Raw genomic sequence first — 21,018 nt, 5'->3', positions numbered from 1 at the left:
ACTTATGTAAAAAAAGAGGATTGCTTGAAATTACATTCAAGTCAATCCTCGGTATTTAGGCTTGCTCCGCTGCCATACGGATGTCTTCAAGGATGGAATCCGCCAGCCTTAAGGCGTCCGCCAACGGCAACGCCTCGAATTTATCCGGATTGCTGTGGCCCACATGCTCGCGCCATGCCGCATTCAGCACATCCCTGCGGCGGGATACGGCACGGATAAAATCTCCGTCCATACTCTTGGCCCATTCCGGCGTACGCTCGGGCTCAATACCGAAGACGTCGCTAAGAATCGCGCGGGCCATTACCCAGTGGCCGTCATCTTCCGGATGGACTCCGTCGTTGTACTTGTATGCCGGATCCGTTTCTCTCCGTCCGGCGATAAAGGACATCATCGGCTCCCGGAGATTCACCACGGTATAGCCTTGCTCCGCTCCGTATTCCGTCACCCAGTTCGCATACTTTCCAAGCACACCGTTATAATCCCTGTAAGGCGTTTCAAAAGCATACTCCTGCAATCCGTCCGGCTGCGCCTCTCCGTTGATCGACAGCACGTCATACGGCGGCGGAGTCATCAAAATCACCCTGGCCCCCGTCTGTCCGATCCGCTCGACCGCCTTCTTCATTCCGTTCCGGAATAGCGCGAAACGCTCCTCCGAAAACGAATGATAAATCCCGTCGTTCATCCCGTAGCACAGAAACACCCAATCCGGCTTACTCTCCTCGAGGGCCCGTTCCAGCCGTTCATGCAAGCATGGACGCGGAAACGGGTGACTCGGTTCATTCGTGCCGGCCACCGTTTCACTGCTGACGCCCAGGTTGATCAATTCCAGGCTGTGATTGGGAAAATGCTGGAGAAAATAGGCGTCAAGATAACGGATGTAAGCTCCGTTTTCCGTAATGCTGTCGCCTAAAAATACAATTCGTTTTCTTTCCGGAACCTTCAATTGGTCATCGGGTGTATGCATCATATAGTCAACGCCTCCAAAATTATTAAATCAGTTGAATTTCATTTTACTTCACTTCGTTTTCCGCGACTATCAAATATGGAATCTGGCACGGAACTTGCCCGGCGGCTCCCCGGTCCAGCGTTTGAATTGGCGGCTGAAATGCGCGATATCCTTGTATCCTAGCCGCGCGGAGACGGCCTCCACCGAGAGCGCCGATTCCATCAGCAGCAGCTTGGCCTTTTTGAGCTTCAACGCGGATAAATATTGGCGCGGGGACATGCCGTACACCCGATGAAACATCCGGTTGCAGGAGGAAGCGCTGTATCCCAAGCCTTCGGTCACGGCCGCCACGGTTTCCCGCGAGAGGTCGGAAGGTTCTTCCCCTTCGGCATCGGCATCGGCAAGCCACTCCGATTCCGGCGCTTCCACGCTTTTCTCCAGTCCCGCCGCTATCTCGGCAGCGATCCGCGCCATCCTGCCGTTAGGAGTTTCCACCCGATTCTGTTCAACAAGCGTTTCGCCAAGGCCCGCAAACAATTCAAATACGGCGGACAGCGCTCGCATTCTATTGGAGAGCTTCACCGTGCCTTCGCCGGAGGTAAGCTGTATTAATTTATCCAGGCTGGGCCGAATCGTTTTGACCAGCGGACTGTTTTCCTCGAAGTGAAACCTTCCTCCCTGACAGAGCATTTCGCGAAGCACGCGATCATCCACATTAAAATGCAGGCAATAATAGGTCATCCTCTCGGAACTCGCCGCACGGCTCTCATGCACATCCTCCGGCCGCAGAAGCATAAGATCGCCAGGTTCCTGTACGAAACGCTGTCCGTTTACGATCATTTCCTGTCTGCCCGACAGAAGTAAATTCACTTCAAACAGCGGATGGGTATGACGCGGATAAGACCAATCCTGTGTCACGGTGCGCAAATGAGCCGCAAAAATCCGAAAGGTGGAATCCATGTCCGGCAGCATAAATTCAGCAATGTGATGTTCCTCCGAAATATTCATAATCCAGCCCCTCCTGTATCCGATAAATTAATTAATCTGAACGATTTGGATAAATTGATAAACGCTTTGGACATAGGACTTCATAATTACCCTTGATATAATCAAGTTATCATAACGCTTACATTTAGAACAGGAGGTAATCAAGATGGGTAAAAATAAATTTTTCAACGCCCACCACTCCCCGGTTGGAGCCTTTGCCAGCTTTACGCTGGGTTATCCGGGCAAGAGCGGAGGGTTTGATCTGGAGCTTGGCAGCCCGCCAAACCAGAATATATATATCGGGCTTCAGGAGGATGGTCAGCAGCAGTATCGGGCCCTGCCTTTTTATGGGGAAGGCCAGGACGAACGTGACCGTTATACCTCGGAACACGACGATGCCGATGATAACGGCAGCAATCAAGACGACGCTTTGATCCTCCCTTTTCCCCGCGAGTCCATTTCACGGCGGTTCGGCGCGGCCAAGGACGAATGGCAGGCCGGTGATTTGACCTTCCGGCTGTACTCGCCTTTCGGCAGCGTTCCCGATCCGGCTTCCGCGGACGATAAGGAATTGGCTTTCGCGCTGATGCCCGCCATACTGGCGGAAATCACGGTCGACAACACTCGCGGAACGTCTGACCGCAAAGCCTTCTTCGGTTTCCAGGGCAACGGCCCTTATTCCTCCGTCAGACGACTGGAAGATACGACCGGGGGAGACATTGTCGGCGTAGGTCAAGGCCGGCATACCGCGATTGCGACCAACGACGAACGGGTGAAGAGCGCCGGATTTTTCACGATGGAGGCCATTCTCGAACCTAAAACGGAAGAGAACCTGCGCTTCGGACTGGGACCCGTCGGCGCTCTGCTGATGGATACGCCGGCAGGCGAAAAAGCCACCTACCGCTTTGCGCTTTGCTTCTATAGAGCCGGTTACGTGACAACAGGACTGGATGCTTCCTATTATTACACCCGTTATTTCGCCAACATCGAAGAAGTGGCAGCCTATGCGTTAGAGCATTTTGAGGAAAAAGTGGAGTCGGCCCGCAGAAGCGATAAACTAATCGCCGGAGCATCCCATCTGAATGAGGATCAGCGTTTTATGCTGACCCATGCCATCCGCAGCTACTACGGTTCAACGGAGCTCCTGGACCATCAGGGCAAGGCGCTGTGGATCGTCAATGAGGGCGAATACCGGATGATGAACACGTTCGATTTGACGGTGGATCAGCTGTTTTATGAACTGAAAATGAATCCGTGGACGGTAAAAAACGAGCTCGATCTCTTCGTGAACCGTTACAGCTATGAGGACACCGTCTCCCTTCCGGGCGACGACGCCGTTTATCCCGGCGGCATCAGCTTTACGCATGATATGGGTGTAGCGAATTCTTTTTCGCGTCCAGGCTACTCTTCCTATGAATTGCATGCAATTAAGGATTGCTTCTCCCATATGACTCATGAGCAGCTCGTCAACTGGGTGCTGTGCGCCTCCGTCTATGTGGAACAAACCGGGGATAAAGAATGGTTGGACCGCAATTTGGGTATTTTCGAGCAATGTCTGGACAGCATGGTCAACCGGGACCATCCGGACCCGGCGCAGCGCAGCGGTATTATGGGGCTGGACAGCTCCCGGACGATGGGCGGCGCGGAAATTACGACCTACGACAGCCTGGACGTCTCGCTCGGCCAAGCCCGTAACAACATTTATTTGGCGGGCAAAAGCTGGGCGGCTTATGTTGCGATGGAGAAGCTGTTTCTGGAAGCCGGGCGTCTTGATCACGCCAAGCTTGCCGGCGAACAAGCCGAGCTCTGCGCCGGCACGATCTCCGCGCATCTGCTGCCGGCCGGCTACATTCCTGCGGTGATTGGGGAGAATAACGACTCCCGGATTATCCCGGCGATCGAAGGTCTGGTATTTCCGCTATATACAGGATGCAAAGAAGCACTTGACGCAAACGGGCGGTTCGGGACTTATATCTCCGCACTGAAACAGCATCTTCAGACTGTGCTGGTTCCCGGCAGCTGTCTGTTCGAAGACGGCGGTTGGAAGCTGTCCTCGACCAGCAACAATTCCTGGCTCAGCAAAATCTATCTGTGCCAGTTCATCGCCCGCCACATTCTGGGACTCCCTTGGGATGAGCAAGGGGCAGCCGCCGATGCCGCTCATGCCGCATGGCTGACATCCGATTCGAACGCTTATTGGAGCTGGAGCGACCAGATGCTCGCCGGAGTTATCTGCGGCAGCCGGTATTATCCCCGCGGCGTAACCGCCATTCTATGGCTGGATGAACAACCGGGTCTTTAACGGACTATCAACTATAGAAATGGATCTGAAATAACTATAAAAAGGGACCGGATCCCCAGTCATCACAATGACTGGACCGGTCCCTGCTTATGGTTTATCGTCTTGCCCACTCTTCCGTACCCTTCTGGTCTTCTTCAGCTTCAAGCCGGGTGCGAGCCACGCGGTTTCTTCCTGCCTGTTTGGCCTTGTATAACGCCTTGTCACTTGATTGATACAGCCTTTCCAGCGGCACCTCCGGCCCTGGCATCACAGTAATGATTCCTATGCTGATGGAGTATTCGAATGGCCGGCCCCCGCAAGAGGCCTGTTCCACCGAAAGCTTCAACGATTCCGCCACCTCATCGGATTTCAGCTCATCCGCTCCCGGCAGCAGAATGGCGAACTCGTCGCCACCGTATCTCCCGAATAAATCGGCTTCCTTTAGTTGGCCTCGCATTTTATCCGAAAAATCCCTTAACACTTCGTCGCCTATATCATGGCCGTATGTATCATTGATCGTTTTGAAATCGTCAAGATCCAGCAGGATGAAGGATACGGGCATTTGTTTTTTCTCATATAGGGATAAATTCCGCTTCGCTTCCAAAATAAACGTTCTACGGTTCAACGCTCCCGTTAAATCATCGTAACTGGCCAGCTTAAGCAATTCCCTGTCGGATCTTTCTTTGGACAGCAGAACAAACCCCGCATTTCCCAGGGTCATAATGAGATACAAGGACAGAAACGACAAGCTTTGATAAAAGTTCGGTTCAAACATCGTCACCGCTTCGACGGAAAACCAGGACATGCCGGTTCGGACAAGCAGTCCGACGGTCATGAGAAGATATATATAACCGATGAGAATGCTTAGGGACGATCGCTCCGGCGAAGTGATCATTCGGTAAACGGGAGGGTAGAGGAACGCCGCTGACGCCACCGAAACGATCGAAATCCGCAGACCTTCCGTATTGTAAAACAGAACCACGAAATTATAGCTCAGAATGGATATCAAAGTAAGGATCAAATAATACCGTCCGGACCTTTTGCCGAATCCGCCCGTTACTTTCAGCAGCGCCATCGTCTCTAAAGCTGTACCGAGCAGAAAAATCGAATTGGCCAGTGAAATAAAAAACATTTGAGAGCCGAGTACCGGAATAGCGAGAATTCCCCATGTGGCCGCTTGGAACCATTTCGCCGCATAAAAGGTGTTCACCGCCGTATCTCTCGGCTGCCTGTGCCTATATGCGGTTATGAGCACTACCGTAAATAAATGACCAAGCGCAAGCAAAATGAACACGGTTTTCATGTCTAAATTTAAAGGCATAATGTTCAGATCATCCATTTCTTATCCAAGTCGGAAGTTTATGCAAATAAAACGGAAATAATACCCAAACCTTTCGCTATAATACAGGAAAAGTCCTTCTTTTTCATAACCAGTATAAATAAAAAACAAGACTCCCGACAATTTTCCTGTCGAAAGCCTTGCTTATTCTTGATTCCCATTATGCCGGTGAAGAATTATTTTGTCTGGAAATGGCGAACAATGCCGCCCAGATGAGAATGAATCCAACCGCTTGGGCCAGGGTGATGATTTGTTGAAAAGCGATCCAGTTAAGAAGCACGCCCACCATCGGAAAGCTGAGTTCGGCCAGCGTAGCTACGGATGCTTTGGTTGTTGTTAATCCTTTATAGTAAACCAAGAGGCTGAGCAATCCCGGTAAAAGCGCCTGCCCGAGCAGATTCAAGGAAAAGGCCGTAATTCCGGATGCGCTTCCCGGCAAATGCCAGGCAGCTCCTTCATTCCATGTCACAACAAGCAAGAGCGGCAGAGCCAATATGAAGCGAAGCGACGTAACCGTTTCGTATTTCATTTGTCCGACCATCAAGCGGCCCATAACCGTCGATCCGCCCCAGAGCGCCGCAGCGCCCATGGATAACAAGCTGCCAACCTGGATAAAATCGTTCCAGTGTCCAAACGGGATGGAGAAGCCGAAGGTCAGCAAGTAGGTTCCGCCCAGCGCCAAAATGAATAACAGCGAGAAATGACGCGGCAGGGATTCCTTAAGCAAAAATCTGGCCATGATGATGGCGAACAGAGGCTGGAGCTTCTGAAGCAGCAGAACCGCATTGACATTTCCGTTCGCCAGCCCCATCGTGAACAGGATTGTGGCGATCGCGGAACCGCCCCATGATATAAAGAGCAGCGCCCCAACTTGCTTCCAGCCGACACCGAGAAGTTCGCGGCGGTTTTTCCACAAGATCGGAGCTACCACCAGTGCAATCAATATGTGCTCCAGCAGGACCAGCTGGGCCGAAGTAATCGATTTGAGCAAAATAAGACGGAACAATGGGTCAACGCCCCAAAGAGCGGCCCCCAATACGACTAGCCAGAACCCGCTTTTTGCAGAGGTCCCTTGCGCCTTAGCGAGCGGCTTGACTTGTACCCTTACACTTGATGCATTTTCCATATTCCCGACTCCTTCTCGAATATGGGGTCTACGCAGAAAGCCCCCGCCAATTGACATAGGTCAACATAAACGGGGGCTGATCAAATAAGCTTGCGGAATGCATATTCTATGCCGCATGCTTATTAATGATCTTCTCCCATCCGGACTTTACCGTCGGCCTTGGAATTTCACCAAGTCAGTCGCCGTTCCAAAAGGAATAGCGAGTCGCGGGCTAAAGCTATCATTCAAAATAGCTATCACCGCCGGTCAGGAATTTCACCTTACCCCGAAGATCCATATTCATTGTATTTTTATTTTTTAAATTTCAAAGGTTGCCTTCATAATACTGCAGCATATCCTCATTCTCTGTAACAATCATCACATTGAAAATATATATGACTTATTTTATGAAAATAACCCTTATTTGCAACCATTATAGCATTATAATTTATTTTTGTAACCCACTATTTTTTTGAAAGTGAGCTGGTTTATTCAAATGCCGGAATGGCGATTTCACTGTATTGTGATTCCAGGAACTGTTTCACCTCAGGACCGGACAAGCGCTCCGCCAATTTCTTGATCGGCTCGGAATCTTTATTGTCCGCACGGGCTACCATCGTAATCGCAAATTCCGATTCCGTCGTTTCGACCAGCAATGCATCCTTTTTAGGCGTCAGGCCGATCGGACTCGCATAGGCCGGAGTCATCAGTACCAAATCGGCGTCATCAAGCATCCGGGCCAGCATCAACAGATCCACTTCTTCGAATTTATATTTTTTCGGATTTTCAGTAATATCGGCAACGGTAGCGTTAATTCCCACGCCTTCTTTTAACTTGATGATGCCGGCCTTCTCCAACATGACGAGCGAGCGTCCGGCGTTGGTCGCATCATTCGCAATGACGATCGTAGCTCCTTCAGGCAGTTCCTCCATCTTCTTAAAGCGTTTCGAGTATGCACCGTAGACCGCATGATAGACAGGCTGTACCGCTACAAGCTCGCTGTTCGTGCTTTCATTATATTGATTCATATAAGGCACATGTTGAAAAAAGTTCGCGTCCACTTCCTTGTTTGCAAGCGCGTCGTTCGGCTGAACATTGTCGGAAAGCACCACCAGCTCCAAATTGATGCCATCCTCTTTCAGGAGCGGCTTCACCAATTCCAGAATATCCGTCATCGGCGGGATCAGCGTAGCTACCTTCAACGTTACCTCCTTGCCGTCCCCGTTTTGAGCCGTAGAGGCGTCGCCGTTTTGCTCTGCGTTCCCCGCACCCTTAGTATTTCCGTTACCGCAACCAGCTACGGCTACCATTACCAGAACTAACAGTCCTAACATCCACTTTTTGTTCATTTTCAGCATCTCCAACATCCTTCCAATGGTTTAGTTATCTTTTGTCTTTTACCATTTATCTTTTATCCAGCCATCTCGAAATCAGGCTGCCGGTAAACTGGATCAATTGAACCAGAACGATCATCAGCACGATGACCGCCGCCATCAGTTCTGTCTCAAATCGCTGATACCCGTACCTGATGGCAAAATCGCCGACTCCTCCTCCGCCCACAACGCCCATCACCGTCGAGTATGAAATAAAGCTGATAGTCGATGTTGTGAGTCCCAGCACCAGGCCGGAACGGGCTTCGACGTAGAGAAATTTATAAACGATCTTCAGCTTCGAGGCTCCCATCGATTGAGCGGCTTCCACTACCCCGCGAGGGACCTCAAACAACGACTGCTCCACCTGCCTCGCATAAATTGCAATCGACACGATTGCCAAGGGCACGGAGGCTGCAATCGTCCCGATCGCTGTTCCCACCAGGAATCTGGTGAAGGGAATCATAAAAACGACAAGCAGCAGAAACGGAAACGACCGAACGATGTTCACGAACCCATTGAGAATCATGGACCAGGTCGCGTTTTCGCGGAGCTGGCCTTTGGCGGTAAGATACAGCATGGTTCCCAGCGGAAGTCCCAGCAATATGGCCGCCATGACCGAGATTCCGACCATAAGAAACGTTTCACCGACCGCCTCGGCAATCTGGATTCGAAAGTCCATGAACTTCTCAAGCATCAAGGAAAAGTCAAACATCAGACACCCCTGCCTTCCCAAGCAACAAATCCCGGTAGGACGGCTTATGGCGTGGGACATTCCTTGCGGTACGCTCCTCCAGCGCGAAGCCGTCCGTTAGCCGCCCTTGCTCCACTACCGACACCTCATGGCAGATCTCTTTCACGACATCCATTTCGTGGGTGACGATAACAACGGTTACCCCCAGCGTTTCATTGATGTGTCTCAGAACATTCAGAATTTCTCCTGTCGTGATGGAATCCAGGGAAGAGGTCGGTTCATCGCAAAGCAGCACGGCGGGACGATGGGCGAGCGCCCTGGCAATCGCAACACGCTGCTTCTGTCCGCCGCTGAGCCGGGCCGGGTACTGCTTCGCCTTGTCCTGCAAACCGACAAATTGCAGACATTCCTCTACCCGTTCTTTCCGTTGCCGCTTGCTCATCCCGGCAAGTTCCAGCGGGACGGCAACATTTCCGCTTACTGTCCGGTTATGCAGCAGGTGAAACTGCTGGAATACCATGCCCATGGATCGTCTAGCCACCCTTAACTGACTTTCCGGAAGCCGGGTCAGGTCCTGTCCGCCGACAATTACTTTTCCGCTGTCGGGAGGCTCGAGCACATTCATCATGCGCAGCAGCGTCGATTTGCCCGCACCGCTGGGGCCGATAATTCCGTGAATACTTCCTTCACGGATCGTAAGGGAAACCGATTCGACGGCTTTAAAGACCCCCTCGCCGGAACTGTAGCTTTTACTGACTTCATGAAGCGAAATCATGCAATACACCTCACCACATTTTCCAGAGATAATTGTATTATTAATTTTTAAAACTGTTATAACGAATATTTCCTTTTGATTATAGTTCATTATAGTTTCTGTGTCACTAATAGTTAGCTATATTTTCATATACAAAATAAACTTTGAAACATTTATTATCCGTAATGCGTTTAAAGAATACTTAAGAAACCAACACCCAAGGAGGAGAATTTCAACATGACCAACTTGAAAAAAAGCAAGCTCATTACGGCCTTGATTCTCTCCGCCGCGCTTACCCTCAGTGCATGCGGGGATAAATCGGAAACAAAAAACAACGACACAAATACGGTTCAAGAAAACACCCCATCCGCTCCAAACGGCAATTCCGGCAAAGCAGGAAATAACGGTGCTGCCGGGGAGGAATCGGAAGCGGCGCAGGATCAATTGGTCGCCGAATTTGACGCCTTGCTCCAACAAGAAGGCAACAAGCTTCCGGAAGCTTTCGAGTTTATTGAAAAGCATGTGGACAGCTTAACCCCTGAGCGGGTTTCCCATCTGTTGTTGTCGGTGGAAGATGCCCAGATTGCGGCGCTGGGAGGCCTCGCGGACCGTTTTTACGAAGGGGATACTCAGGAGAAGATTGGAAAAATATTCGAGATCGGCGATTCTTTGGACGAATTGATCGGCAAGGCAACTGACGAAAAACTGAAGGCCCTGTTTACGGAGACCAAGAACAGCGGCTACCAGCTTGATCCGACCGAAGGCATGTTCAATCCGGATCCCGATTACAGAGTAGCCGCGGCGTACGCCGACAAAGCCACCGGAGATGTAAAGGATTATTTGCAGTTAAAGGCGAAGGAATCCGGAGAGCGTTCGCTTCGGGACGCCGCGCTTGTCATCGGTTGGGATGAACTCCTGACCCGGGCACTTGCCGCCGAAAACTTCACCAAGCAATACCCGGACTCCAAGCGAATTAAAGAAGTGAAGGCCATGCTTACCAATTACACGACGACCGTATTTTACGGTGCGAACAATACCCCGTTATTCGGGTACGACAATAAACAAATGGAACCGGACGCTCAAAAAGCTTACGAATCGGCGCTTAAAGAGACAGCTTCCGGATCCAGCCCGCTGTTGGACGATCTGAAGGCCTTCATGGATGAAGCGGCAAAGAACAAATACAAACTCACGGAATCACTGGAGCATTTTCGCAGTGAACTCGTTAAGCTCAATTACGAGTAATTCAGGCCATTTGACCGAGTGAGGCTTGAACAGATTTTTTCGGCTAACGGACACCACAGCCCTTAAAACGCCGAAATCACGGCGTTTCAAATTTTAACGGACATGACGGCCCTTAAATGCTGGTTGAACGCCTATTTTCGGGCCAATGGAGTGAGTTAAGAGCCTGTGTGTCCGTTAGTTTTGCAAAGCAGCCGTTTTCGATCCAATAGCGGCCCTGGTGTCCGTTAGATTGGGATTGGCTCCGCAAACTTAATAGATACTTAACAAAAAGACCGCCGGAGCAAGTTGCTCCGGCGGTCTTTCTTCATTTTTGGCGACAGCGGATAGATTTCCGTCCTGTCACGGATTCATATACTGTCCCCGCACCAGCAGGCGCGACAGTACGACTGCCGCTTCCGCACGGCTCGTGATGCTTTGCGGTGCAAACCGTTCCTCCGACTGCCCCTGCATAATTCCTGCATCAAGCAAGGTTTGCACATCTTTGCGCGCCCAATCGTGAATTCGGGCAGCGTCCTGGAAGCTGCCAAAACGGGCGGTTGGTGGCAACTCGCCATCCGCGTCTAGCAGCTTCAAGGCCCGCGCCGCCATAACAGCCATCTCTTCGCGGCTGATCGCAGAATTCGGACGGAAGGTTCCGTCGGCATATCCCTGAATCAGGCCGGCTTCGGCGGCCGCAGAAGCTGCCTCCTGGAACCAGTCGCCCGGCTTCACATCGCCGAAGCGACCGCTGTCGGGACGGCTGCGCAGATCCAGCGCCCGTACCAGCATCGCCGCAAACTCGGCCCGCGTCACGGATTGCCCCGGCCCAAAACGGCCGTCAGGGAAGCCGTTTACGATCATCCGGGAAGCAAGCTTCCCGATGTCACTATTTGCCCAGTGACCTGCGAGGTCGGAGAACGTCCTTTCGTTCACCGCCACGGTAAATATTCCGTTCGCGTCGGTCTTTAACGTAACCGTAGTCGATCCGTCCGGGTTAGCCTTGAACAAGGCCGGCACATAATGAAGCGTACCGTTGGAAGGATCATAGCGAAGACCGACCGCGGTCTGCGGATTCCAGGTTCCTTCCAGCGTAAGCAGACGTTGGACAGATCCGGGAGCATACCGGGAGATCGGCGTTTTTTTTACGCCCTCAGTTACAGTAACCTTGAATTCAGCGGCATTTCCCTGCAGCTTAAAACCTTGTTTGGCTGCTGCTTGATCAATGCCGGATTGCGCTTGCTCGGTATCCGTAAGCTTCGTCAAGCTGAACTTCACGACCGCCTGATTGGCATCTTTAACCCCAGCTTCTTTCAATATGCCTTCCACATAGCTTAACGGGAAGCGAACCTCCGCCTTCGCTGCGGTATCGACTACCGACAGAATGGCGTCCGGACGGGAAGAAGCTGCTGCAAGAAGAGCGCCCGCATTGAAGCTTGCATTTCCTTGATCGTCCGTTTTAATCTCAATCCGGGTTTGGCCGGATGCAAGAGCTGCTTTCAATTGGTCGTCGAAGGAAGTGGTCCCGGTAGTTGATGGCGTCGTTACGGAACCCCCGCCCCCACTACCGCTGCCTCCGCCGTTGTTCCCAGGGTTTCCAGGCTCGGGACCGCCCGGATCAACGACCGGTTTCTTGGCGGAAGCGAAGCCCTGGTTGATCTCCTTGAACGAAAATCCAGCAGCCGGATTGGACACCATCTTCATCCGGTCGCCGCGTACGATGACATTCTCGACCGTGGCGGAGCCTTTCAGGTTCGGCGTTACGTCAACGCCATGGGTGCCCGCACCGTCGATGACCAGATTTTGCAGCAACACATCGTTCATCGCAAAATCCCCATGCGCGATCAGACCGGAATACGTGCTGTCCTTCGTCACATTGTCACGAACGACGATTTTTCCATTCATATTGCTTTCTCCGGCAAATAACCACAGCGCCCCCAGGCTGACGCCATAGCCGGTATCGTAGCTGCCGGTGCGGATCAGCGTATTGCGTTCCACTACCGTGGTTCCTTCGAACGCTTCCGCGTTAAATCGGGTCGAAACCGCGATGCCCGCCCCATTTGTTACCGTATCTTTTACTAGATTATCTTGTACTTTGTTGTCCTTACCGCCGAATACGACGATATTGTCGGCCAGCCACGGCAAGGTAACTGTATTAAAACGCGCCGTATTGTTTACGCTAGGCGTCCGTTCCGTTCCGTTCACTTCGCCCAGCTTCGGATCGGTGAACGACCACATAGCAATGCCGTCGTCGCCCGGGTAACGGATATCGCTCTGCTCCATCATGCTGTTTCCGGTGCCAACCGCGAAGTTGATGCCATCCGCCATCAGATTGCGGATACGAAGTCCCATCATGTACAATCCGTTCGTGCGGGCGGCCTCTCCGATCGGCTGGGTCAGCCAGAGACCGGCTTTCGTATGCTCAATCCATACGTGCTGGATGACCGAACCCGGACCGAACGCCCCATGGAACGCATTCGTGATAGCCTCGTCATCGCGGACGTTAATACCGCCGTCGATCAGCAAATCGTAGACCTCAACCTTGCCTCCATGCCCCATAAATTTAGCCCCGTTCAAAGTCGTATGCCACATTCCCGCACCACGGATCACCGCCGATTCCAGGTCCAGCAGTTCATCGCCGAAATCAAACGTGCCTTCCGGGAACCAGACGCCTTTCCCCTGGTTCGCCGCAGCCGCCAGGGCGTCTTTAAATGCCGCAGTATCGTCCATGCCGTCATTCGGAACCGCCCCAAAATCGGTTACGGACAAGAATCCTTCCGCAGGCATTCCATACGCATCCTCTACCTGTTCCATTTCCACGAGATCAATGACGTAGGATTCCGCCCGGTCACCGGCATCTTTTTGCAGCTTGATGACCGCACCAGCAGGGACGTCCCCAATCAGCGCATGAATTTCATCAAAGAAGCGGTGTCCGCTGCCTTGCCGCGGATCGTTAGACCAAGGATAGCTGCCGTATTCCCAGGCATACTTGGAAGTCAGGCGCAAAGTTTGTTTGAATACGCCATCCACGTACAAGGACAAGGTTTCATCCGCGCCTTGCCCGTCGGCGCTGTCCGGAATCGAATAACGGAGCACCAGGGAATTGGAAGGTTTGGCGAGTGAAAACTCGACGAAATCGCCGCTCCGATTCAAGCTCACAGCCTGACGTCCGGAGGCTTCGGAAGCGATGCTTCGGAATTTACGCGAAGGCCCGATAAGCGTGCCGTTACTCTCGGCATCCTCCGCTTCATAACTGGTATATGGCACAGTAGCTCCGCGATAGTTTTTGTTCACGCTATTTTTCACCGTCAGGGAGTCGATGGCCGTAATGTCTTGCCCTCCCTGCGTACCTTCCAGCGAAACCGAGTTCATGCCGCTGCGCAAATTCAGCTTCACCTCGGCCGTTCTCCACCCGCCTACCTGCGAGAGAGACAGCTCTTGCTGCGGATAGCCGTTGACGACAAGTTGAAGCCGCCCCTCTGCACCAGAGACATTTCGGTAGTGGATAATTCCGTCGTATTCCCCTGCTTGATCACTATGGACGGCAAAGCGAAGAACATTATTGCCGCTAAATGCATCCGAGGCAAGATACTTCACGTCCGAAGCCATGGCTTCAAACCGCCATAATTCTTCCGCTTGGGATGCGCCTTCTCCATAACCCGCTCCTTGCGCGGTGTCCAGCAATTTCCCCGAGGCTTTTGCATTCGATAATGTGAAGTAACCTAATTTCTCCTCGACAATCCATTGCGAATCCAAGGATTTGCCGGACGCGGCAATTGCTGGCGCGTTCTTATCATTCAACGCCAGATAATGCCCTGTGGCGATGTTCTTGATCAAATGGCGGCCATTGAAATCCTGCATCAGCCATTCGCCGGACGTCTTTGCGCTTGCCGCGTCGGTGTAGACCAGTTTACCGCCTGATTCGGCCAGGACTTTACCGCTTTGTCCCTTGGGCGAAATCGTGATTTTGTTTGTATGATCCTGCACCGGAGTTGCCGTATTCAGATTACGCGGCTCCGCCATTTCAGGCGTTTTGAATTCTTCCGGCGCCGGGACGAGACTCCATTGCACCGAGCCCCAGGAGGATGGCAGAAGTCCGCGTTCCGCATATCCGGTATTATTTTGCACATGGATAAATTCGTCGTCGTAATTGCCGTACTGGCTGCGGATCGTCACATTAACTCCGTCTTCCGCCCGCGTCACCGACCAGGATGACGCGCCGTCAACTGCTGGAGAATCGGAGCTGCTCTCCAAAAAAGTATAGTCTTCGGTCAAGGTTAGATAATGACCCGTCGCCCGGTTCTTAATCAGCATTGTACCGTTATCCTGTGCAAGGATCGTCCAATGGGAATACCCGTTGTCCGCCTCCAAATTCCCGTACAGCACCACGCCTCCCGGGTTTTCATACAAATAGGAGTCGCCCGTTACACTCTTGATCCTTACCGGCGTATCCGGGATAGGCTGCTCCGGAATCGTCACGGGTTCGGCGATAAAAGCAGCTTCAGCCCGTTCACCCGCTCCGGGTGCCCTGCTCACTTTGAAAACCGGACTTCCTTCTTCATTTTCGGCTGCATACAGGTAATGTCCGGTCCAGCCGCTTTTGATGGTCACTTCATCCGTTCCCGGCTTGGGTTCGACCACCCATTTAATGCTTCCCCAGACCTCGTACACCTCGGTCCGGGTTTCTACCGGAAGCGTCGGCTCGTCCTCGGCTTCCACCTGGGCATCCGCCAGATTTTGTATGGACAGGGAGCGCCCGCTGCCTTTATTTTTCATGATGACCGCACCGCTGCCCCCTGACTGCTGCAAGAACCAGACCGAATAGTCGTCCGGCGCCCCATATGTCGCATCGGCAACGGACTGGGCACTTTCCGAATCTTTTAAGTAGAGCCCACCGCTATTCTTCAATTGGAAACGGAAATACGGATTGGTCTGCTCCGTAACGGGGATAAATCTCCACTGCGGGCTGCCCCAGTTCGGATTAATGACGCTGTACTCCGCATACTTGGTCAGATTTTGCAGCGAAATGAATTTGCTGAAAGGTTCCCCGGGCACTTTATCGGTCACGCTGCTGATTACAAAAGTACCGCCGCCGAGGTTTTTGGCGCTCCAAATATAGGATTCAGGTACATTTCCGGGATCTGCGAGCGCAGTTACCTGGATATGACCGTCAGGCATATCGGCAATATTCATGTAATGTCCGGTCTCCCGGTTCTGGAACAGCTTGCGTCCCTGATGCTTGACTACAAGCCACTGGTCACGCTGGTCGTCCTCCCGGGGATTTCCGTATTTCAGCATTCCGTCCTGGTTTTCATAGAGATAAAAAGGCTGCCAGGAATTTTGAATGCGAATGTAAGCGTCTGACCCATCCACCGGCAGAGACGGATCGATCATTTCCCATTGCGCTCCAAGGCTTCCGGCATCTCCGCTGACAATCACGCTATCACCAGCTCCGAGTGTAATATACTGTCCGGGCAGTCCTTTGTTTTCGATCGTTCGATAATCATCGTAATCTTCCGATGCCGTAAGCGACCATGTATACGTCGCATCCGTCACGCTGACGGGACCAGTCAGCAGGTGATTACCGTCGGTGTTTAAATAATGATTACTGGCGGCATTCCGGATTCGCTTGCTTGTATCATAATCCTCCACGATCCATAAATACCGGTCGTCGGAAGACCCGCTTCCGCCGCTAATGGCGCCATGCTTCACCGTTCCATTATCCTCATAAAGAAAATCGGTGGCCGCTTTGGCATCACTATAAGCCCCGATCCGGACCGCCGGCAATTCCGACACCGGTTTGACCTTCCATAAGGCGTTTACGCCGTCAGCTCCGCCCGCCCAATCGTTAGAGCGGACGTCATCATCGTCCGGGAATTGCGGATTCATATAGTTTCCGGGCATTTCTGCGTTCTCGAACACGACGAACCCTGGCTGGCCGGTCGCATCCCTCATATTCCACAAACTTAAGCCCGGTTTATCCGGTATTGGATCACCGGTTAAGATCCCGGCCCAAGTCGTTTCATTCTGCAAAATTACATGTCCGGTCGCCTTATTGCGGATGGTGATCTTCCCGCTGTCGTTCTGTTCGAAGAGCCACTGGGCGGATGGATCATCGGCCGCCTTAACGCCGTGTTTGACTTGTCCGTCCTGCTCAAAAATAACACTCCCGGGGCGCATCAAGCTTTCGATACGAACCGCTGCATCATCGACGGAAATAAAAGCCCACTGCGGGCTTTCAAACGTAATGTTAATGTCCGAACTGGCTTCGGCAAAGCCAAGCTGGTCTTCTTCGTGAATGACCAGATTCCCTTCCGGCACGCTTGCGCTGCGGACAACCATGAACCCGTCCCGGTTGGACTTGTCTATGATCCATTGTTCCGCAGCGGTATCCGACGATGCAGTTGTGGTTAGCGGCTGATTGCGCTGCGTCGTGCGAGCCAGAGATATGTAGTTGCCAGTCTTGCTGTTCTGGATTCGCGAAATGCCGCCTTTCGTCACCACGATCCAGTGAGCCGACTCGTCGCTGGGATTGGTGAGCCCATACCGAACGATCCCGTTCGAATCCTCGTACAAATAATTGCTTTTCCATTTGTTCTTGATCATCACTTTTCCTGCGGGAATGTCTCCGGCTCCCGTACCGCCTGCAGCCGCTTGTGCCGGATATGCGGGGAATGCGGACCATATCAACAATACGGCAAGCAATCCTGCAATCATCGGCCTGATTTTTTTCATTTACTTTGACCTCCTTTATCTTATAGGTATTTTCTTCTCCATCTTAATTTAAAAGCGCTTTCACTCCGGTGTGCGTTTGTATGGAAAAAAGGTGCATTATTATGGATTCCGCATCGTTATACATAAAAGGGCTGCCCCGCGGAACATCATTTCCGTAAGAGCAACCCTATTAATATTCAAATCAAGCCAGGTCATATCACGCCTCTTCAGCCGCCGATCCATCTCCGCTCGGTATCGTTGTCGATTCCTCTCTGCCGTTCTTCCAGCGTGATTCTGCAGCTTGCCGACAAGGCCTCCACCGCCAAAATAGCGGAGATCAGCTCCATATTCATCCGGTCATGATAGAGAACGCGGTTGACCGTTTCCAGCGTGATTCCCGCCGGATCCCTTTCCATTAGAGCCAGCGGTTGTCCGATACTCACCCTTCCTTCCCGGAGCACCCTCAGGTAAAAACCGGTAAATCCGGTTTCCTGAAACCACAGAGGCAACTGCGGAGATGCAAACCGTTTGGCCAGTTTGTGGCACGGCGGGCGCGGTTGCGAAACCTGAATCACGGCCTCGCCCCACGTCAGGATATCGCCGACGCATACATCGTGTTCGGTTATTCCTTCGACCGTCATATTTTCGCCGAAGTCCCCGTAATTCAACTCCTGATTCAGCACCTTGGAAAAATAGCGGTAATGCTCCGCCGAGTGCATGCTGAGCACTTTATTCGGACCGCCGTGACGAAGGCGGTTAGCCTGGGCGTCTCCCTCCAGAATAAGTTTGGTCAGTTGGAGATCGTGCTGCACGGGATATTTCTGAATCGCCGTAATGACCTCTTTGCCTTCATACACCAGCCTAGCCGGCTGCCCGATATTGACCGACAATAATGTCAGCACCATCCATCTCCTCCGTTCCTACGGCTTTATGATTGACTCGCGTTTAACCTTGAGAAGCTTCCGCCAGCACGGGCTTTTTGTCCGCAGGAAGCGGAACGGCGTCTTCCCTCTTCCGATGATGCTTCTGAATCAGCCGGAATTGCGCCGGACCGGCCAACAGCAGCAGCAAGGCAACCGCCGAGAACATCACGCCGCCGCCGTAATATTCAAACAGCAGACCGAATAGCAGCGGGCTTAGCAGTTTGGGAATCGACATGTACATCCCGAAGATCGCGTTATATTTTCCGCGCATGTTGGCCGGTGCGATTACGGAGACGTATTTTTGCAAATGGGTCATGCCGATGATTTCCGCTACCGTAAATATAAGTTCAATCAATATCAGAATATAAAAATGACGGGCAAAGCCATAACCGACACCAACGACGGCAAACAGGACATAGCTCAGCAATATCATCATCTGCGGAGTACGCCGCTCTGTTTTTTTGGCAACCCACACCATCGCCGCCACGACGACTACCGAATTGATCGTCATCAAAATGGCGAACAGGGACGATGCATTGGCGAAATGTTCTTTCAAATGTAGCGGAAATGTCGTCTCCACTTGGGAATACAGCACGCCCACCGGCAGCGTGAACAACGTAAACCAGTACAGCAAGCGGTGGTCGCGGAACGTAACTTTGGGTATTGCCGCTTTCTGCGGCAGACTGCCTTCGGCTGAACGAGCGGGCAACGTCTCCGGCACCTTCCACCACACCAGCATGGCAAACAACAGGAATGAAGCCGCCGAAACTGAAAATACGGTACTCTGATTCCATGAGTAAATAAGCAACCCCAGCAATGGACCGACGGCTCCCCCCACATTTATCGCGGTATGTATGAGGGCGAACACTTCCCCCCGTTTCTCGGGAGGGACCACGTCAGCGACCTGTGCATTGGCGGCCGGCAGGAACATAGGCATGCCCATTCCGTTAATCACGGACAACACGGCAAACTCCCAAACCTGGTCGGTAAAAACGAAGCCGAGCATGCAGGCCCCCTGAATCAGCAGGGCAAACAACATTACCGGCTTGCGCCCGTATCGATCGGCGATTCCCCCGCCCCAAAAGCTCAGCAGGATGCCGGCAAGAGGCTGTAAACCCACGATCAACAGCGGGAGCAGGATCGATCCGTTCAGCTTATCCGATAAATAAAAAACGAAAAACGGTCTTAGCATAAAGGTAGTCGTGGCGCATAAAGCGGTTCCGAACACCCGAATCCAGATCACGGCATTGTATTGGGATAAAGATGCGAAGAATCGTTTCATCTTAGCCCATTCCCATATGATTGTTGCCTTCGCAGGATAATTCCCACGTTCTCAGCTCGTAGGATTCAACCCCGGCCTGCACGTAAGGGTCTTTTTCGGCAACCGCCTTCGCTTCTTCATAACTGGCTGCCTTAATGATGACCATCCCGCCTCGGTAATCGGTGAACGGGCCGCACAGCACGAGCTTGCCTTGACGGTCCAGTTCCTTCAAATGCCCGACATGAGCCCGGATCAAATCTTCCGACATTTCCTTGCCGGGAATCACGGACAACAAAATGACGTAACGAATATCCTCTTCTCTGGTTAAATACATGAAGATCGCTTCCTTTTTTTAATTTTCTGGAGCTTGCCTTCAAGATCACGTGGCCAAAAGACCGCTATCGATCCGCTCCTTTGCCTGGGCCGCCTCCGGGGGAAGCCAGCAATGCGGATCCTCCGCCATATGGGTCTGATAGTAACCGTAAGCCACACCCCGGCAGCCGCCGCAGCGCTCGCGGATCACGCAACTTCCGCATTTGCCCCCGAGGTTGCTGCGATCGCGTAAATCCGAGATGACGGAGGACTCGTCCCATATTTCACGGAAAGGCTTATCTTTCACGTTCCCGATGCCTACCGGCAGCATCACGCAAGGCGTAACCGTGCCGTCCGGGGCAATATACCCCTGGCCCGTCCCCGCCTGGCAGCCGCGGAAAGCTTCCTGCTTTGCCAACGATGCATCGACCAGAGCCATTTGCGCCAAATGGCTGGTAAACTTCATCCTGCCCGCATATTCTCGGCGTTTGTTCGCCCAATGGCGGGCAATCTCCTTCCATTTCTCGGCCGAGAGATCCATGGCCTGGCTGCCCCGGCCGACCGGGACGAATTGGGACAGATTGAACAAATGAATGCCCTGCTCGTAGGCGAATTGAATAACATGCTCCAAATCCTGCACATTGTCCCGGTGCGGTGTAAAACAAACATGCGTCTGCAGCCCCGCCTCCCGGCAGACATGCATTGCTGCGGTTGCCCTTTCGAACAATCCCGGCAAACCGCGCACTTGATCATGGACCGGTCCCAGTCCGTCAAGACTGATCTGGACGCGGTGCAAACCGAGCCGCTTCAGCTCATGCGCCCGTTCTTTTTGAATCCACCAGCCGTTGGTACCGAGTCCGACCTGCATGTTTCTTTTCACCGCATGGGAAATCAGTTCGTCAATGTCGGGCCTGAGCAGAGCCTCGCCACCCGACAGAGCCAAATCCACGACGCCCAATTCGGCCAGTTGGTCAATCAGACCGAGAGCCTCTTTTGTGTCCAACTCCCCGGGCAAGCGGCAGCCCGCGCTGGAGGAACAGTGAACGCAGTGGGCATTGCAGAGATTTGTGACCGCCCAGACCATATGCAGCGGATAGCGGAGTATGAGACTCAT

At 52.5% G+C, this 21,018-nt stretch carries 14 protein-coding genes and 1 riboswitch; of the genes, 2 read left to right on the top strand and 12 right to left on the bottom strand.

What is annotated here, in order from left to right; all coding sequences use genetic code 11:
• Window positions 1–55: 55 nt before the first annotated feature.
• Both KB559_RS09870 and KB559_RS09865 read right to left on the bottom strand, forming a co-directional pair.
• Window positions 56–967: an SGNH/GDSL hydrolase family protein gene (locus KB559_RS09870; protein ID WP_211021580.1), complete on the bottom strand. Its 912-nt coding sequence runs from the start codon at window positions 965–967 to the stop codon at window positions 56–58.
• Between the two features lie 69 nt (window positions 968–1,036).
• Window positions 1,037–1,954: a helix-turn-helix domain-containing protein gene (locus KB559_RS09865; RefSeq protein ID WP_211021579.1), complete on the bottom strand. Its 918-nt coding sequence runs from the start codon at window positions 1,952–1,954 to the stop codon at window positions 1,037–1,039.
• A gap of 145 nt (window positions 1,955–2,099) precedes the next feature.
• Here KB559_RS09865 and KB559_RS09860 point away from each other — a divergent pair, with 145 nt between their 5' ends.
• Entirely contained in the window at window positions 2,100–4,235 is a 2,136-nt protein-coding gene (locus KB559_RS09860; RefSeq protein ID WP_211021578.1) for a glycoside hydrolase family 52 protein, read from the top strand.
• Window positions 4,236–4,329: 94 nt separating this feature from the next.
• Here KB559_RS09860 and KB559_RS09855 read toward each other — a convergent pair whose 3' ends face one another.
• From KB559_RS09855 to KB559_RS09835, 5 genes are all read right to left on the bottom strand, one after another.
• Window positions 4,330–5,517 (bottom strand): GGDEF domain-containing protein, encoded by a 1,188-nt coding sequence (locus KB559_RS09855; RefSeq protein ID WP_211021577.1) that lies wholly within the window; start codon window positions 5,515–5,517, stop codon window positions 4,330–4,332.
• A 196-nt stretch (window positions 5,518–5,713) separates the two neighbouring features.
• Complete coding sequence (locus tag KB559_RS09850) at window positions 5,714–6,679, bottom strand: DMT family transporter (protein ID WP_211021576.1); 966 nt, start codon at window positions 6,677–6,679, stop codon at window positions 5,714–5,716.
• A gap of 124 nt (window positions 6,680–6,803) precedes the next feature.
• Window positions 6,804–6,956, bottom strand: a riboswitch (FMN riboswitch).
• A 190-nt stretch (window positions 6,957–7,146) separates the two neighbouring features.
• Window positions 7,147–8,007: a MetQ/NlpA family ABC transporter substrate-binding protein gene (locus tag KB559_RS09845; protein WP_211022152.1), complete on the bottom strand. Its 861-nt coding sequence runs from the start codon at window positions 8,005–8,007 to the stop codon at window positions 7,147–7,149.
• Window positions 8,008–8,062: 55 nt separating this feature from the next.
• Window positions 8,063–8,743, bottom strand: a complete 681-nt coding sequence (locus tag KB559_RS09840) for a methionine ABC transporter permease (RefSeq protein ID WP_211021575.1) — start codon at window positions 8,741–8,743, stop codon at window positions 8,063–8,065.
• Window positions 8,736–9,497, bottom strand: a complete 762-nt coding sequence (locus tag KB559_RS09835) for a methionine ABC transporter ATP-binding protein (RefSeq protein WP_211021574.1) — start codon at window positions 9,495–9,497, stop codon at window positions 8,736–8,738. Before KB559_RS09835 ends, KB559_RS09840 begins: the two co-directional genes overlap by 8 nt.
• Before the next feature lie 216 nt (window positions 9,498–9,713).
• Between KB559_RS09835 and KB559_RS09830 the strand changes: the two genes are divergently transcribed.
• On the top strand, window positions 9,714–10,718 hold the full coding sequence (locus KB559_RS09830; protein ID WP_211021573.1) for a hypothetical protein: 1,005 nt from the start codon (window positions 9,714–9,716) through the stop codon (window positions 10,716–10,718).
• Between the two features lie 339 nt (window positions 10,719–11,057).
• Here KB559_RS09830 and KB559_RS09825 read toward each other — a convergent pair whose 3' ends face one another.
• From KB559_RS09825 to KB559_RS09805, 5 genes are all read right to left on the bottom strand, one after another.
• The gene (locus KB559_RS09825; protein WP_211021572.1) at window positions 11,058–17,429 is read right to left on the bottom strand and encodes an S-layer homology domain-containing protein; all 6,372 of its coding nucleotides are present in this window, start codon (window positions 17,427–17,429) and stop codon (window positions 11,058–11,060) included.
• 206 nt (window positions 17,430–17,635) lie between these two features.
• On the bottom strand, window positions 17,636–18,313 hold the full coding sequence (locus KB559_RS09820; RefSeq protein ID WP_211021571.1) for an MOSC domain-containing protein: 678 nt from the start codon (window positions 18,311–18,313) through the stop codon (window positions 17,636–17,638).
• 40 nt (window positions 18,314–18,353) lie between these two features.
• Window positions 18,354–19,613: an MDR family MFS transporter gene (locus KB559_RS09815; RefSeq protein WP_211021570.1), complete on the bottom strand. Its 1,260-nt coding sequence runs from the start codon at window positions 19,611–19,613 to the stop codon at window positions 18,354–18,356.
• Window position 19,614: 1 nt separating this feature from the next.
• Complete coding sequence (locus KB559_RS09810) at window positions 19,615–19,926, bottom strand: YciI family protein (RefSeq protein WP_244861558.1); 312 nt, start codon at window positions 19,924–19,926, stop codon at window positions 19,615–19,617.
• A gap of 45 nt (window positions 19,927–19,971) precedes the next feature.
• Window positions 19,972–21,018, bottom strand: coding sequence for a radical SAM/SPASM domain-containing protein (locus KB559_RS09805; RefSeq protein ID WP_211021569.1), 1,047 nt, complete (start codon window positions 21,016–21,018; stop codon window positions 19,972–19,974).

The sequence above is a fragment of the Paenibacillus sp. Marseille-P2973 genome, assembly GCF_018101095.1.
GTDB lineage: Bacteria > Bacillota > Bacilli > Paenibacillales > Paenibacillaceae > Fontibacillus > Fontibacillus vini.
Note: the sequence above shows the minus strand (reverse complement) of the source record. Positions and strands in the feature narration are given on the sequence as shown.